Annotated in this window: 15 protein-coding genes; 5 read left to right on the top strand and 10 right to left on the bottom strand. The window is 61.8% G+C overall.

Annotated elements, in window-relative coordinates:
- Positions 1 to 28 precede the first annotated feature (28 nt).
- The 5 genes from MOD31_RS19055 to MOD31_RS19035 all read right to left on the bottom strand — a co-directional run bounded on the left by MOD31_RS19055 (position 29) and on the right by MOD31_RS19035 (position 5,203).
- Positions 29 to 1,537, bottom strand: a complete 1,509-nt coding sequence (locus MOD31_RS19055) for an amino acid permease (protein ID WP_142937649.1) — start codon at positions 1,535 to 1,537, stop codon at positions 29 to 31.
- Between the two features lie 138 nt (positions 1,538 to 1,675).
- Entirely contained in the window at positions 1,676 to 3,091 is a 1,416-nt protein-coding gene (gene aspA / locus MOD31_RS19050; RefSeq protein ID WP_142937650.1) for an aspartate ammonia-lyase, read from the bottom strand.
- Positions 3,092 to 3,104: 13 nt separating this feature from the next.
- The gene (locus MOD31_RS19045; protein ID WP_374207001.1) at positions 3,105 to 4,133 is read right to left on the bottom strand and encodes an asparaginase; all 1,029 of its coding nucleotides are present in this window, start codon (positions 4,131 to 4,133) and stop codon (positions 3,105 to 3,107) included.
- The gene (locus tag MOD31_RS19040) at positions 4,130 to 4,849 is read right to left on the bottom strand and encodes a FadR/GntR family transcriptional regulator (RefSeq protein WP_142937651.1); all 720 of its coding nucleotides are present in this window, start codon (positions 4,847 to 4,849) and stop codon (positions 4,130 to 4,132) included. Before MOD31_RS19040 ends, MOD31_RS19045 begins: the two co-directional genes overlap by 4 nt.
- 129 nt (positions 4,850 to 4,978) lie before the next feature.
- Positions 4,979 to 5,203, bottom strand: a complete 225-nt coding sequence (locus MOD31_RS19035; RefSeq protein ID WP_223941128.1) for a helix-turn-helix domain-containing protein — start codon at positions 5,201 to 5,203, stop codon at positions 4,979 to 4,981.
- Positions 5,204 to 5,375: 172 nt separating this feature from the next.
- On the opposite strand from MOD31_RS19035, the gene MOD31_RS19030 reads away from it, so the two are divergent.
- The 3 genes from MOD31_RS19030 (at position 5,376) to MOD31_RS19020 (ending at position 7,132) form a co-directional block, all read left to right on the top strand.
- On the top strand, positions 5,376 to 5,882 hold the full coding sequence (locus MOD31_RS19030; protein ID WP_142937652.1) for a hypothetical protein: 507 nt from the start codon (positions 5,376 to 5,378) through the stop codon (positions 5,880 to 5,882).
- Between the two features lie 93 nt (positions 5,883 to 5,975).
- Positions 5,976 to 6,584 carry a hypothetical protein gene (locus MOD31_RS19025; protein ID WP_223941127.1) on the top strand — a complete coding sequence of 203 codons (609 nt, stop codon included), beginning with the start codon at positions 5,976 to 5,978 and terminating at the stop codon, positions 6,582 to 6,584.
- Between the two features lie 86 nt (positions 6,585 to 6,670).
- Positions 6,671 to 7,132 carry a DUF3817 domain-containing protein gene (locus MOD31_RS19020; protein WP_250821398.1) on the top strand — a complete coding sequence of 154 codons (462 nt, stop codon included), beginning with the start codon at positions 6,671 to 6,673 and terminating at the stop codon, positions 7,130 to 7,132.
- A 127-nt stretch (positions 7,133 to 7,259) separates the two neighbouring features.
- Here MOD31_RS19020 and MOD31_RS19015 read toward each other — a convergent pair whose 3' ends face one another.
- The 3 genes from MOD31_RS19015 to MOD31_RS19005 all read right to left on the bottom strand — a co-directional run bounded on the left by MOD31_RS19015 (position 7,260) and on the right by MOD31_RS19005 (position 9,363).
- Positions 7,260 to 8,042, bottom strand: a complete 783-nt coding sequence (locus MOD31_RS19015; protein WP_223941125.1) for a PKD domain-containing protein — start codon at positions 8,040 to 8,042, stop codon at positions 7,260 to 7,262.
- 161 nt (positions 8,043 to 8,203) lie between these two features.
- Positions 8,204 to 8,872 (bottom strand): DUF6318 family protein, encoded by a 669-nt coding sequence (locus tag MOD31_RS19010; protein WP_250821397.1) that lies wholly within the window; start codon positions 8,870 to 8,872, stop codon positions 8,204 to 8,206.
- 110 nt (positions 8,873 to 8,982) lie between these two features.
- Positions 8,983 to 9,363 carry an RNA-binding S4 domain-containing protein gene (locus MOD31_RS19005; protein WP_250821396.1) on the bottom strand — a complete coding sequence of 127 codons (381 nt, stop codon included), beginning with the start codon at positions 9,361 to 9,363 and terminating at the stop codon, positions 8,983 to 8,985.
- A gap of 320 nt (positions 9,364 to 9,683) precedes the next feature.
- On the opposite strand from MOD31_RS19005, the gene MOD31_RS19000 reads away from it, so the two are divergent.
- A complete protein-coding gene (locus MOD31_RS19000) occupies positions 9,684 to 11,075 on the top strand; it encodes an MATE family efflux transporter (protein ID WP_223941123.1) in 1,392 nt (463 codons plus the stop codon).
- 70 nt (positions 11,076 to 11,145) lie between these two features.
- On the opposite strand, the gene MOD31_RS18995 is transcribed toward MOD31_RS19000, so the two are convergent.
- Together MOD31_RS18995 and MOD31_RS18990 are read right to left on the bottom strand one after the other, a co-directional pair.
- Positions 11,146 to 12,249: a sulfite oxidase gene (locus tag MOD31_RS18995; RefSeq protein WP_250821395.1), complete on the bottom strand. Its 1,104-nt coding sequence runs from the start codon at positions 12,247 to 12,249 to the stop codon at positions 11,146 to 11,148.
- A gap of 164 nt (positions 12,250 to 12,413) precedes the next feature.
- Positions 12,414 to 13,448: an aldo/keto reductase gene (locus MOD31_RS18990; RefSeq protein ID WP_166842440.1), complete on the bottom strand. Its 1,035-nt coding sequence runs from the start codon at positions 13,446 to 13,448 to the stop codon at positions 12,414 to 12,416.
- Positions 13,449 to 13,695: 247 nt separating this feature from the next.
- Between MOD31_RS18990 and MOD31_RS18985 the strand changes: the two genes are divergently transcribed.
- Entirely contained in the window at positions 13,696 to 14,187 is a 492-nt protein-coding gene (locus tag MOD31_RS18985; protein ID WP_011776380.1) for a flavin reductase family protein, read from the top strand.
- Positions 14,188 to 14,191 lie beyond the last annotated feature (4 nt).

Raw genomic sequence — 14,191 nt, 5'->3', positions numbered from 1 at the left:
GCCGTCGTGAACTAGCGGTAGTTGCCTGTTACTTGTCGCCGCCGGGAAGAGGGCGGTTGGCGATGACGGGGGCGCTGCCCGTGTAGCCGTCACGGGTGGCAGCAAGCTCATGGATTTGCTTGCGGCACAGGAACCAGCCCCAGACCATGAGTCCGCAGGCAATCGCGGTGACCAGCATGGTCAATGGGGACTCGATGAAGACCATGATCAGCACAGCTGCCAGGAAGATCAAAGACAACCAGCCGGTGTAGGGGGCACCAAACATCCGGAAGGACGGGCGCTTGAGCCACCCCTTGTCGGCCCATCGTTTGAGCTGCATCTGGCACAGGACGATGGTGGCCCACGTGACGATGATGCCCACGGATGCGACGTTGAGGACGATCTCGAAAGCATCGGACGGGACCAGGTAGTTCAGAGGAACGCCGAGCAGGGAAACGCCGGCCGTGATGGCGATGCCGCCGTACGGGACGCCAGCCTTATTCATGCGCTGGGCGAACTTCGGGGCCGAACCGGCCACGGACATGGAGCGGAGGATGCGGCCCGTGGAGTAAAGCCCGGCGTTCAGTGAGGACAAGGCTGCGGTGAGCACCACGAGGTTCATAATGACGTCCACGCCCTCAACGCCAATGGAGCCGAAGAACGTCACGAAGGGGCTGACGCCCTTCTCGTAAGCGGTGAACGGGAGCAACAGGGCCAGGAGGATGACGGAACCAACGTAGAAGAGGGCGATGCGGATGACCACGGAGTTGATGGCCTTGGGCATGATCTTTTCCGGGTTGGCAGTTTCGCCGGCTGCAGTGCCGATGAGCTCAATCGATGCGTAGGCGAACAGCACACCCTGCATGAGGATGATCATGGGAAGGACGCCGTTGGGGAAGACGCCGCCGTTGTCTGCGATGAGGCTGAAGCCGACTTCCTGGCCTTCCACGGGTGTGCCGAAGATGACGAAGTAGGTGCCCACCAGGAGGAAGGCCACCAGTGCTGCCACCTTGATCAGCGCGAACCAGAACTCCATTTCGCCGAAGACCTTCACGGACACCAGGTTGAGGCAAAGGACTACCACCAGGGCAATCAGCGCCCAGGCCCATTGCGGAACAGCGCCAATCCAGGCGACGTATTTTCCGAAGAAGTTCATGTACAGCGCCGCGGCGGTGATGTCCACGATGGTGGTGGTGGCCCAGTTGATCCAGTAGAACCACCCTGAAACGAAGGCGGCCTTCTCGCCGTAGAACTCACGGGCGTAGGAAACGAAGGAACCCGACGACGGGCGGTGCAGAACCAGTTCACCGAGTGCGCGGAGGATCAGGAAAGCGAAGAAACCACAGATTGCGTACGCGATGACAAGGGAAGGGCCAGCTGCGTTGAGTCGGCCGCCGGCACCCAGGAACAGCCCGGTGCCGATCGCGCCGCCGATCGCGATCATCTGGATCTGGCGGGGCTTGAGGTCCTTGTGGTAGCCGGAGTCCTCCTGGTGGAGGGCTTTCTCGCTGGCGTGCGCTTGGGCCGGGACCGTGTGGTCCGTGATGGGGTTGGTCATTGGAATCCTTAGGGGTGTCCTGTTGGGGGTGTCCTGGGCGCGCCCGGAGAGGGATTCGGGCACGCAGAACAAAGCCTCGTGGGGGTATGCCTCATGGGGCGGGACGGCTGGTCGGAGCGCTTACAGGCCAGTTTCGGCCTATTTGCTGAGATTTGCCAGACGCTCGGGGCTCAGCAGTTCCTCCAGCTGGGCAGCGGTCAGGAGACCGTGCTCCAACACGAGTTCTGCAACGCCCTTGCCCGTTGCCAACGCTTCCTGGGCGATAGCGGTGGCGGAGGCGTAGCCGATATGGGGGTTCAATGCCGTGACGAGACCGATCGACTGCTCCACGGTAAGCCGTAGCCGTTCGGTGTTTGCAGTGATGCCCCGGACGCAGCGCGCCGTAAGGGTGCGGCACGCTGCTTCCAGGTGGGAGATGCTCTTGTGCAGGCTGTGCACAATGATCGGTTCGAAGGCGTTCAGCTGGAGCTGGCCGGCCTCCGCGGCCATGGTGACTGTGACATCGTTGCCGATGACCTCATACGCCACCTGGCTGACCACTTCCGGGATCACCGGATTGATCTTGCCGGGCATGATCGACGAACCGGACTGCACGGCCGGAAGGTTGATCTCGCCCAAACCCGCACGCGGTCCGGAAGACAGCAAGCGGAGGTCGTTACAAATCTTGGAGAGTTTCACGGCCACGCGCTTCAGCACGCCGGACAGGTGGACGAACGCACCCACGTCCTGCGTGGCCTCAATGAGGTCAGCAGCAGTAATGAGGGGAAGGCCAGTGATGTCGGCCAGATGGCGGCACGCGGCATCCGCGTAACCGGCCGGGGCATTCAACCCCGTGCCGATTGCCGTGGCACCGAGGTTGATCTCGTGGATCAGCATGTGGGATTCGTCCAGGCGCGCCCGGTCCTCGCCGATGGTCACGGCGTACCCGCCGAACTCCTGGCCAAGTGTCATGGGAACCGCGTCCTGCAACTGCGTGCGACCCATCTTCACCACGGTCCGGAACTCCCGGCCCTTCTCGGCGAAGGCCAACTCGAGTTCCTCGAGGGCCTCCAGGAGTTCCTTCACGGAGAAGATCGTGGCGAGGTTCACGGCCGTCGGGTAAACGTCGTTGGTGGACTGGCTCAGGTTCACGTGGTCATTGGGGTGAAGCTTGGAGTACTCGCCCTTGGGGTGGCCCAGGATCTCTAACGCCCGGTTGGCGATGACCTCATTGGCGTTCATGTTGGAACTGGTTCCCGCACCGCCCTGGATCACGTCCACCATGAACTGCTCGTGCAGCATGCCGTCAAGGATGTCCTGGCATGCCTGCTCGATGGCGCCTGCCTTCTCGGCATCCAGCAGGCCAAGCTCATGGTTGGTGCGTGCGGCTGCCTGCTTTACGGCCGCCAGGCCCCTAACCAGGTGCTTGTTGGTGGAGAGGGGTTGCCCGGTGATGGGGAAGTTCTCGATAGCGCGGAGGGTGTGCACGCCCCAGTAGGCATCCGCGGGGACATTGCGGTCGCCCAAAAGGTCGTGTTCGGAACGGAGGGGGATCGCCTGATCGACGGTGGTCATAGCTGTCCTTGGTTTAGTTGCTGAAAATTTGGGCTGCGCGGAGCTCGCCGACCGGAAGGCCGCCGCCCAGCACAGGGGGGCTTTGAAGCGTGTCCAGGCTGCCGCCGTCGACGCCCAACCGGCGAAGAACCTCGACGGTGACGGGCATGCGGGCGCGATCGCCGCCGTCGGAAATCTTCACTGCGACGCCGGTGCCGTCCGGGAGGCCAACCAGCTGGAGGCCTTCAAAACCATCCTTCGCGAGCAAGCCGGGAACGGCCCGCATGAGGGCTGTAACGTCACGGCTCTCACCAGCCACCATCTCCGGGAACCGGCGCATGGCGTGGGCAACCTTGCCCTCGTCTGTGCTTTCATCGGCAGCGGCGAGGCGGCCGTAAGCGCGCGCCATGCCGTGCAGCGAGTGCGCGAAGAGCGGGGTACCACAGCCGTCCGTGCTGACCGCAGCGGCTTCTTCGCCAGTGAGCTCTGTGATGGTGTCGCGGACCAGGACCTGCAAGGGGTGCCCGGGGTGCAAGTAGCCCTCCACAGGCCAGCCGTTGATGACGCAGACGGCGGTCATGGAGGCGTGCTTGCCGGAGCAGTTCTGCGCGAGCTGGGTGGGGCCGTTGCCGGCGCGGAGCCACTCTTCACGTTCAGGGACACCGAAGGGGAGGTCCTGGCTGTTACCCAAGGCCGCCTCGGTGAGGCCGTGCAGCTTCAGGATCTCAACGGCGCCGTCGCGGTGCATCTGCGCGCCGGAGTGGCTGGCCGCCGTAAGGGCCAAGAGGTGCTGGGGGATGTCCAACCCGGCCTTGAGCAAGGCAACAGCCTGTAATGGCTTCAGGCTGGAACGCGGGTACATGGGGGCGGCCGGCTCGCCAGCCTCGACGGCGGTGCTGCCGCCCGCTGTGAGGGCGATCAACGAGCCGTAGTGGATGCTCTCCACCAAGCCGTCACGTGTTACCTCTACGAGCGGGACGTGGTGGGGCGGCTTTATGTTCAGTGCCGCGGCCTGGTGGGCCGGTGCTGCAGGGGCGGGCATAGTGTCCTTCGGATGTGTCATTTGCTGAGGATCGTGTCCAGTGCCACGCTGACGGCCTGCAGATGAGCGGCCATCGCGTTGCTCGCGGCTTCGGAGTCGCCGGCTTCGATTGCGTTGAGTACTGCGACGTGTTCCTCGTCCGAGCGGTGTTGCCGGTCTGCGACGAGGTTCAAGGTTTCGGACTGGTGGGCCAGGGCTTCACGAATGTCCGAGACGACGCTGGCAAACACACGGTTCCCGCTGGCGCGGGCAACGGCTGAATGGAAGCTGGCGTCCAGGTTCACCCACGCTTCGGGATCGTTCTCGGTGAGCATCTCCTGGACGATTTCCTTGAGGTGTTCCAGTTCTTCCTCGGTCCTTCTTTGAGCCGCCAGTCCCGCTGCCGGGATCTCGATGTGAGGACGTGCTTCGTTAAGATCCCGCGCACTGTACTGACCCAAGGTAAGGTCGTTAGCAACCTTGTTGGCCACAATGAACGTGCCCTTGCCGGTCTTGGTCACCGTGAGGCCCAAGGTGTTGCAGGACCTCAAAGCTTCCCTGATGACTGAGCGGCTCACGCCGTACTGGCCTGCCAACGTTGCCTCGGAACTCAGCTTGGTGCCGATATCGAACTGGCCGCCCTCAATGGCGCGGCGGAGTGCCGCAAAGACCGCCTCGGCTGCGGAGATGCGTGAGATGGGCGTATGCCCACCCTGAGGTCCTTGCTGTCCGGCTGTCCGGCTGTCTGACAGGTTCACGCTCTGAATATGGCACGGGTCACAAGGGCGTGTCAACGCTGAAAGAGTCGCTTCACGGTTTGGGGACTTTCTTGTGGACCCCGGCGTCCCCTCGGGGCAACGTGGGATACGTTCTATCTGCGCGTTCGTTTACCATCGGACATTGCCCGTCTCGCTGTTGCGAATGGCAATTTCGAATCCCAGAGCTTGGAAGACGTCCATGAATTTCGATGTCTCCACGGTGGCTTTGCCGGACTCCACATCGATCACGAAGGTTCGCGACACGTTCGCCCGGCGGGCGAGTTCCTTCTGTGACCAGCCACGCTCGTCGCGAAGCTCACGCACCAGCGGACCAGCCTCTCGAACCGTACGCAATTCCACTCCTGTCGCCGTACGGCAACTTTGGAGGATGTCGCCGTACGCCGACTTTAGCTTTTGTTGCCGTATGGCGACAGTGCATCTTCTGCCTCCTTGAAAAGCCCTGGTCCAAATTGACGGACGCCGGGCTGGCAGCAGAGGTTATGACGTGGGCTTGACACAATGAACCATGATCTTCACCAAAAAGTCCCTCACCGAGAACGGGTTCACCGGCTTCCGGCCGATCGACGAACTCGATCTTATGAGGATTCCGCAGGGCCCGGGCATTTTCGTGATCCTCCGCCCCGCGGACTTCGAGCCCTTATTCCTCGGTAAGAGCACTGCAGGCACGTTCAAGAAGAAAGACCCCAATCTCAAGCGTGACGAACTGGAAGCCGAATGGGTGCCCGACGCTTCTGTGCTCTACATCGGCAAAGCCAGCGCCGGGAGCCAAGGTAATCGCGGGCTCCGCAAGCAGATCCAAGAGTTTCTGGACTACGGCCGTGGACGGCCAACCGTCGTTTGGGACGCACGGCTCATCTGGCAACTCCGCGACGCCTTGGACCTGATCATCGCGTGGAAGGAACTCCCGGCTTCCGAGGTCAATGCAGCCGAGGCCGCCTTCCACGCAGGCTTCGTGGCCGCTCATGGGCGCCTGCCGTTCGCCAACCTGGTTCAGGCTCGCCCCAAGAAGTGAAACCCTGCCACCCGCCAACAGCACCACGACGGCGGAACTTGAGATCCGCCGTCGGCCTCCCGCTCGCAGGCCTTACGGCGCATAATGGCAACCATGACGGGCAGTCATCATCCCGCTGCAGGCAAACCGCATGGACCTCGCATCACAGTTGAGGTGCCTGTCCTTCGGGTGGGCGCAGGAGCGTCGGACTACGACGGGCTGAACCGGTTCGTTGAGGCCCTCCGCAAACCGCAGGGCCTGCATATGACGTTGCTCCATGTTGGCATCCTGGATGAACTGGGCCGCGACATTGCTGCCTGGACCAAAGGGTTGTCAGCTCCAGAGAAGACGCTTCCGGAGATCGCCAGTTGGTTGACGGAGTTGCCGGTATTGCAGGGCTTTCTGGGGAAGTCGGACAAACTGATCCCTTTGGGCGGGGGCCGTCTGATGGGGCTCGAAGTCGAAGTGCCTCAAGAAGTGCACGACTATCAGGCACTTTTGGTGCAAGGGCTACACGTACTTTTCGACGACCTGGGCCTGGACAACATCGACGACTTCATCCTCAGCTCGCCCGCCCTTGGTTACAAGTCGCCGCGGTGGTTGCCCCACATCGCTGTTGGCAAAGCCCGCTCACGCCACGAGCCGGAGGTGGAGATAGCTCCCGTGGCTATTGAGTTGGGCGACTCGCAGATCCGGAATCGGAAGGCGCTGCCTTTGCCGTAACGCTGCGAGGCCCATGCCGTGACGTGGGGGCAGTTCTACAGCCGGTAAAATAGCGCGTGTCTCCCGTTTCCGACCTGAGGACTTCAATGCAGCCCCGCACCTTGTTCCGTACCGTTGCTTTTGCCGAGGCCGTGACATGGACGTTGCTGTTGATCGGGCTGTTCCTTAAGTACGTCACGCGCACCACTGAGGTTGGGGTGAGCATTGCCGGAGGCATCCACGGCTTCGTTTTCCTTTGCTACGCTGCGACGGCGGCATTCACGTGGATCAACCAAAAGTGGTCTACCCGAACGGGTCTGCTCGCGATCGGTTCAGCCGTTATCCCCTACGCCACCATCCCAACGGAGAAGTCGCTGGATCGTCGCGGCCTTCTCGACGGCGGCTGGCGCTTGGCCGCTGGCGGCGACGCACCCCGAGGCGGATTTGAGAAAGCCCAGGCCTGGGTTCTCCGGAACCCGATTCTCGCCGTAGTTGTTACTCTCGTCGCCGTGGGGGCCGTCTTTAGCTTCCTGCTGTTCATGGGTCCTCCAGGTACCTGGTTCTCCTAGAGCTTGGCAGGCTAGAAGCATCAGTTCTTAGGAACTGATGCTTCTCTTCACTTAAGGCGAAGGATCCCTGAATTCCTGGGCCGCAACCACCCACTTTGAATCGTGGGTGGTACGCGGCGTCGTCCGTTTACTTGGAAACTGCCCCGGGGCAGCCCCAGGAGTTGGGGTTTTCCTGGCAGGTGTCGGCGACGAGTGCTCTTTCTGTTTTCCAGACGTGGATGGTTTTGGTGGGTGTGGTGATGTCCAGGGTGCCGTTGATGGGTAGTGGTGGGCCGTTGTTGACGGAGTAGGTTCCGGTGAAGCTGGTGGTGACTGCTGCTTGGTAGTTGCCGGTTTCTGTGTAGATGTGGCTGGTGCGGGTCTGGTTGTTGAGCCATTCGGTTTCGGGGATGGAGTAGCCGGCGGCTGGTGTGGGGCCGAGGGTGGTGCCGTCGCCGAAGGTGTAGGTGTAGTTGGTGGGTGTGGCGGTGAGGTGGACTGTTTGGCCGAGGATGGTGAGGTCGAAGGTTTGGTCGTTGGTGGTGGTGTAGAAGTTGGTGGGGCCGCCTTTGAGGGTGTGGGGGAAGGGTTGGGCTTGGAGGTTTCCGGGGTTGACGGGTAGTTGGCGGAAATCGGCAAGGATCCGGGCGGCGATATCTTCCATGACATTTTCGGGCTCGGCGTCATACAAACATGCGGGCTTGCCGTCGACTGGCTGCCAATCAGTGAAGGTCGGATTGGTGATCCCCTTGGGAGCCTTCAACCAAATAACAGGCGAGCCCTTCTCGCCGCCGGATGTAGTAGGCGGGCATTCAAGAGTTAGGCAGCCCATTTCGCGGGAGCCCGGACCGCCAACGCGGCAGCGGAAGTCCGCCTTGTATTGGTATGGATCCTCCCCGGCGGCGTCTGATCCCATGTTTGTGGATGGCACGCCAGTAACTGGATCGATGATGAACTTGGAGCCGACCTCAATTGAGCGATCAGTGAAGCCGGTTCCCGGGCTTGGTGTGTTCGCCGCCCAAGAAGGCGCCGAAGAAAGCGTTGCCGAAACAAGTAGAACGGTGACAGCCACGAAACGGGCAGAGATGGATCTCATCGAATCACGCCGAGATCCGCTGTAGACCAAGAATCATTGGCGAACTTGCCAAAGAAGGCCGCTGCATCATTTATTGCAGCCGTCGGCTCCCTGCCATTAGACCCATCCGGGTTCATATACAGGATCTGGTCTTGCAGCACTTGGACCTTTGCAGGTTGCGATGGTGCCGACGGCTCCCAAAGGACTTCGATTACAGGCGTCTGATATTTTCCGCCGACCAGCCACCGGCCCTCCGTGTAGTTTGTTGCGACGTTGGACAGGAGGTCTGTGCAAAGCACGCAACTTTCATTGGACAACTCTTTTGCCTTGGCTGTGTCGCCGGTTTCGTACGCGTAGCTAAGCAACTGGAACCAGTACCCAATGAACGCTTCCAGCCCGGCCTTCGAGTTCTCCTTCGCCAGCTCTGGCATCACGGGAACGGGCACGTTCTGCGCCTTTCCGTGGGCGTCTGCAGGCTTGTATACGGGGGAGGCCGTCGCAGTAGCCGAAGCCGCCGGAGCCGAAACGCTCAAGCTGGGCGACGCCGTCGTCGAGATGCTCTCTGAGGGTGACGCGCCTGGTGCGGAGCCGCCCTGGCAACCGCTCAAAAGCACCACAGCGGCGAGTCCCGCGACCCACGTTCGGACGTGAACAAAAGGAAAAGTGGCAAACGAAAGGCGTGACATGACAGGCTCCCCAGCAGCTGTTTGGCGGTGTGCCGGTCAGTCTAGGCCGGGGACGGGCATCCATTCATGTCAGAAAACGCAGCCTGTGGATAACGTCCGCGAGGGCCCGCCTAGCCCCGCAGCTTCTCCATGTCCCGTCGGTCCTTCTTGGTGGGCCGGCCGGTTCCGCGGTCACGCTGGGGTAGGCCTAGCTTAGGGGCTACGGGACGCGGGGGAGTATGGTCCGTGAAGCAGTGGGAAGCGGCTTCGGCTCCGACGCGTTTGGCGATAAGTCGCCGTACCTCAAGGATGCGTTCCCAGCCTGACTCCCGGACCCGGATGGTGTCTCCAATGATCACGCTCTGCGACGCCTTGACCGGGTTCCCGTTGATCCGGATGTGCCCTGCGCGGCAGGCAGCCGTGGCAGCGGAACGGGTCTTATAGGCGCGGATCGCCCACAGCCAAGCATCGACTCGGACGTTGGCCGGGGACGAGGACGGGATGCTCATCATTGAATTGTCGCCGATAACCGGGGTGTGTGCACGGCAGACCCAGTTTCGAGGCGTCAAAGGGGCCCGAGCGAGCCGGTGTGGAACGGACCCAATGAATGTGACTTGCAGCAATTCTGCATTTCCTGTATTCCTGCCGTAATCCCACGAAGCGTCATTCTGGCGCAATTTCCAATGCACTAAGAACTCCGATCAAAGTAAATTTAGGAAACCCTCGGGAATCGTCAATGGGCGAATAATGTGTGTTAGCTTGTGATTCGTAATGATGAGACCCAGTGCCCGAGTTCAATCTGCAAAGGACCTGCTCGCGCGGGAATAGCGTGATGTCACAACGAATCGGTTCAACGGAGGACCCGGCGGCGTCGAGCGCTGCTACCCACACTGTCCTATCTCCTCGGACGTTTGCCTCCCTGGCCGGGACCATGTTTGCAGTCGATCTCCTGAGCGCCGGAAATGGAGCTATTGACCTGGCCTTCGTGGCCCCTTTCGGTGCCCTCATGGTGGCCGGCATAGGTTTGGGCGATCTCGTGACGGCGCTCTTCATGGCCTTCTTCGCGGGAATCATCGATGTTTTTGCTGTGAAATTGGCTCGCGCCGAAGGGCGGAATGATGCCAGCAGGTTATTGCCCAAATTATTTGCCGCGCTGTTGATCGTTGCTGCCGTCTGGACTGCAGCCGGGATGGTGGTCACCCGGGTTGTTCCCCTGATCTTTGCCGTTGTAGGCTCCGAGCCTGCTGTGGCTGCCATAGCCACCGATTACTTGACCGTACGCATGATGGGCATTCCCTTCACGTTGGCTCTGGCCGCCGTCTCGGTCACCCTCCGCATCGTGGGGAGACAACGCGCTTCCATTGTCCTCATTGCCACCGTGTTCGTGTTGAATGCGGCGTTCAATGCCGCCTTGGTTTACGGTCCGCTGAATGTGCTGGCAGCCAACCCGGTGATTGCTGTAGCCATTGCTACGGTGATCGCTCAGGTTTTCACTGCTGCCTGCGGGGTTGTTGTCCTCGCACGGCATTTCTCCCGAGGTCACGGGGAAAGCGGAGCCGCGGCTGATCAACCCCGGATCATCCTGCTGACCCGCGAGATGTTTGTAACAAGCCTTGGAGTCGGGTTGCGGCAAATGAACAACTACGCCGCTGCCGTGGTGCCCTTCATGCTCATCAGCCGTTTGGACGTGGCCACCGTTGCTGCGGCAGCGGTGGCCACGAGGATCTGGACCCTCTACTGCCGGGTTCCGCAAGCGACCCTCAGCGCTGTTGGCGTTTTTGTTGGGTACTCCCGGGGCCGAAGCCAGCCGGACGCCCACGCTGTGGTGCAACGTTCGGGTAAGTATGTTGTCTGGCCCAGTTTCATCGCGGCGGCCGGTGTGGCAGCGGCCGTTCCCGTCTTTGCCAGGGTCTTTGGCGGCGATGAGATTGACGTTGGATTGGTGTGGATGCTGACTGCTGCCTATCTCCTCGCAGTGCCTGCCTATGTCGTGGAGAATTTGTGCGGGGAGATCTTGACGGTGGAACAGCGGGCATCGTGGCTCTCCCTACCATCAACCGTGGTTACGTATCTGGTAACCATCCCGATTGCCATCATCGGGATCCTGATGTGGGAATCGGCGATGGTCGCCGTTGCCTCCGCAGCCGTGGCGTCGCTTCTTCTTGCCCTGCGGTACAGCATGCGGACAAGGCAGCTCGGCTATCGGATAATCGGGAGGTTCTGAGTGGCGCGTCTGACCATCTGGTCGGGATCCCGCCGTCGGAAACCGCCGCTGGCAGCCCGCCGAGAGCCAACTACCGCACCGTCACCTCAACCACCTGCGCCATGTTGTTCCCGATGCCCTGGTAGTTCCACACCTGTTCAGTGGGCTGGAGCGCGCCCGACGAATCCATGGCCCGGCACCGCAGAACATGGTCCCCGGGGCTCGCGACCCACACCATGGACCACCGCCGCCACGCGAAATCACCCAGCGGCGGATCCACATGCGCGGGCATCCACTCGCCGTCGATCCCCACCTCCACGCGATCCACCTCACCGTGCCCGGACCAGGCACGCCCGTGGAGCATCACGGGACCGGCGTCCACGACGCGTCGCCGCGTGTAGAAGTCCGGGATTCCCGGCGGCACCATCAGGGAGCGGACGCGAATGTGGGACACGGGTATGCCGGGCCCGTCTGGACCTTGGAGGTAGTGGTACGCGACCGCCTGCTGGAAACCCATGAACCGCGACGTCACAGCTTCGATCGACGTCAACCACTTCACACTGGCCATGCCGTACCAACCCGGCACCAGCAACCTGAGCGGAAAGCCGTGCTGAATGGGCAGCGGGTTGCCGTTCATGGCGTAGACCAGCATGACTTCGGGATGCATGGCTTCCGCCACCGAGAGGCTGCGCGCGTAAGGCTCTTCGACGCCCCCTTGTATGCCGTTGTCGGCACCGGTAAAGACAAGTTCGACGGCGTCACTCGCCAGGCCTGCTTCCTCCAGCAAGGGTGCCAACGGGGTTCCGGTCCACTCTGCCGTGCCCACCGCGCCGAGAACCCAGGGTTGGCTGACGGGACGTGGCTGCAGAAGCGACCGTCCGTTTCCTGCGCATTCAAGGGTGACGGGCATGGTGACGGCGGGCCGGGCTTTGATGTCCTCGAGACTCAGCTCGAGGCTCCGGTCAACGGCGCCACCCAGCCGAAGCCGCCATGTCTCAGCGGAAACATGGGGGATGTCGAAGTGAATCAGCAGGTAATGCAGCCCGGCCGGCGTGATGTCGTCGTGCAGGGCCTCGAGGGGCATGGAGTGGTTCCGCCCGGAGAGCTGAAGTTCTTCGTGGGTCAGGGGGCCTTCGGTTGGCTGCCCGGGGTTGGCGGCTTTCGATGCTCTTTGTTTGACATGGTGTTTGGACATGGGACGGCGGCGTTCTACTGGAAGCTAAACGCTGCGGAGTGCCGCAGCACTTAGGTCAAGGATCACGCCGCGGCCGAACCCACGTCAATAGCCTGTTGTGAGGCCTGCTTTGCGCGTTAACGCGTGCCGGGAGCGTGCAAAGCGGGCCTCACAACGGAAGGGGGCTACCGGCGTCGTAGTTCCGGGTACTCAAGGTGGGGCGCAACAGTGCCGGCGTCCCGCTCCAGGAAGTTCACGGCCGGGGCCACGATGTCGTCGATCTCGTCCAGGACGGACTCGCTCAGCACCACGTCTGCTGCTTTCAAGTAGTCGGTCAGGTGCTCTTCGGTGCGGGGGCCGATAATCACGCTGGTCACGGCAGGGTGGTTCATGGCGAATGCAACGGCAAGCTGGATGAGGGTCAGGCCGTGGCGGGCTGCGAGCTGCGCCAAAGCGTCGGCGGCGTGCAGCTTGCCTTGGTTGAACGGTGCGTTCACGTCGAATCTGCCGGGAAGGGCGGAGAAGCGTGAACTCTCCGGCTGGCCCCCGCCAACGCGGTAACCGCCAGCCAGCCACCCGCCGTCGAGCGGTCCGTAACTCAAAACCCCGACGCCGTACTGCTGGGTGATGGGGAAAACGTCCCGTTCATTAGCGCGCACCAGAAGGGAGTAAGGAACCTGGTCCACCACGGGCGGGGTCAGGTGGTTGGTATTCGCGATCCACTGGGCCTCAACAAGTTGGGCGGGGCTGAACACGGACGTGCCGTAATAGAGGATCTTGCCCTGGCGGATGAGGTCGTTGAGGGCAGTGATGGTCTCAAGGAGATCGGTGTTGTAGTCCGGACGGTGCGCTTGGTAGAGGTCGATCCTGTCCGTGTTCAGCCGCCGCAAGCTGTCCTCAACAGCCCGGACGATCCACCGGCGTGAGTTGCCGGCATGCGCTGGGTTGGAGCCCATCTGGCCGTGGAACTTCGTGGCCAGGAAAACGTCGTCGCGCCGGCTGTGGATGGCCTGGCCAACCACGGTCTCGGCCTCGCCCTGTGAGTAGATGTCGGCGGTGTCAACGCTGGTGATACCGGCGTCGAGGGCGGCCTTGATGATGCGGATGCTCTCGGCCGGACCCGTGGGTGCGGCGCCGGTGCCGAAATTCAGGGTGCCCAGCGTGAGGGGGCTGATCAGGGCGCCAGTGCGTCCAAGCGTTCGTAGCTCGTTGAGGCTCATGTCGGCTTCCTGTGGTGGAACGGTGCGGATGTTCAATCGAGGCTACACACGGCTACCGGAGGCATAAACGCAAATGGTAGAAGTTCTTCGTTTTTCTTCTTGCGAGGTAATGGAGGAGGCCTTACTTCGCGACATTTCTTGACACGCGGCAACACAAATGTCTTTCGAATCAACAAATATTGCCGTTACCGGAAGCAGGTGAATCATGGGAAGGGAACTCAGGCATCGCACGATAGGGGACACCGGAATGACACAGACCACAGTGGAAGAAACGGCGGCCATCAAGGCAGCATTCGCGCAGTTCCCGTCCGGAGTTGCGGCGTTCAGCGCCATGGTGGACTTCACGCCGGAAGCCTTGGTTGCATCGTCCTTCACGGTGGGTGTATCGCTGGAGCCGCCATTGGTGATGTTCGCCGTGCAGAACTCCTCCACCACTTGGCCGAAGCTCCGTCAAGCGCAGCGGCTTGGCGTTTCGGTGCTCGCCGAGGGCCAGGAAGCGGCCGCCCTCCAGCTGGCTTCCAAGACGCGCGACCGTTTTGCCGGATTGGACACCAGCGTGAGCGACTCAGGTGCAGTTCTGATCGACGGCGCGGTGCTGGGTTTCGAATGCGAAATTGTGTCTGAGACGCCCGCGGGGGATCACGCGATCGTCGTTCTGGAGGTCAAGGCCACCACCATCAATCTCGAATCCAAACCATTGATCTACCACGGTGCTGCGTTTAGGCAGTTGGCAGCCTAGGCAT

Origin of the sequence: Paenarthrobacter sp. TYUT067 (assembly GCF_023656375.1) — a bacterium.
GTDB lineage: Bacteria > Actinomycetota > Actinomycetes > Actinomycetales > Micrococcaceae > Arthrobacter.
Note: the sequence above shows the minus strand (reverse complement) of the source record. Positions and strands in the feature narration are given on the sequence as shown.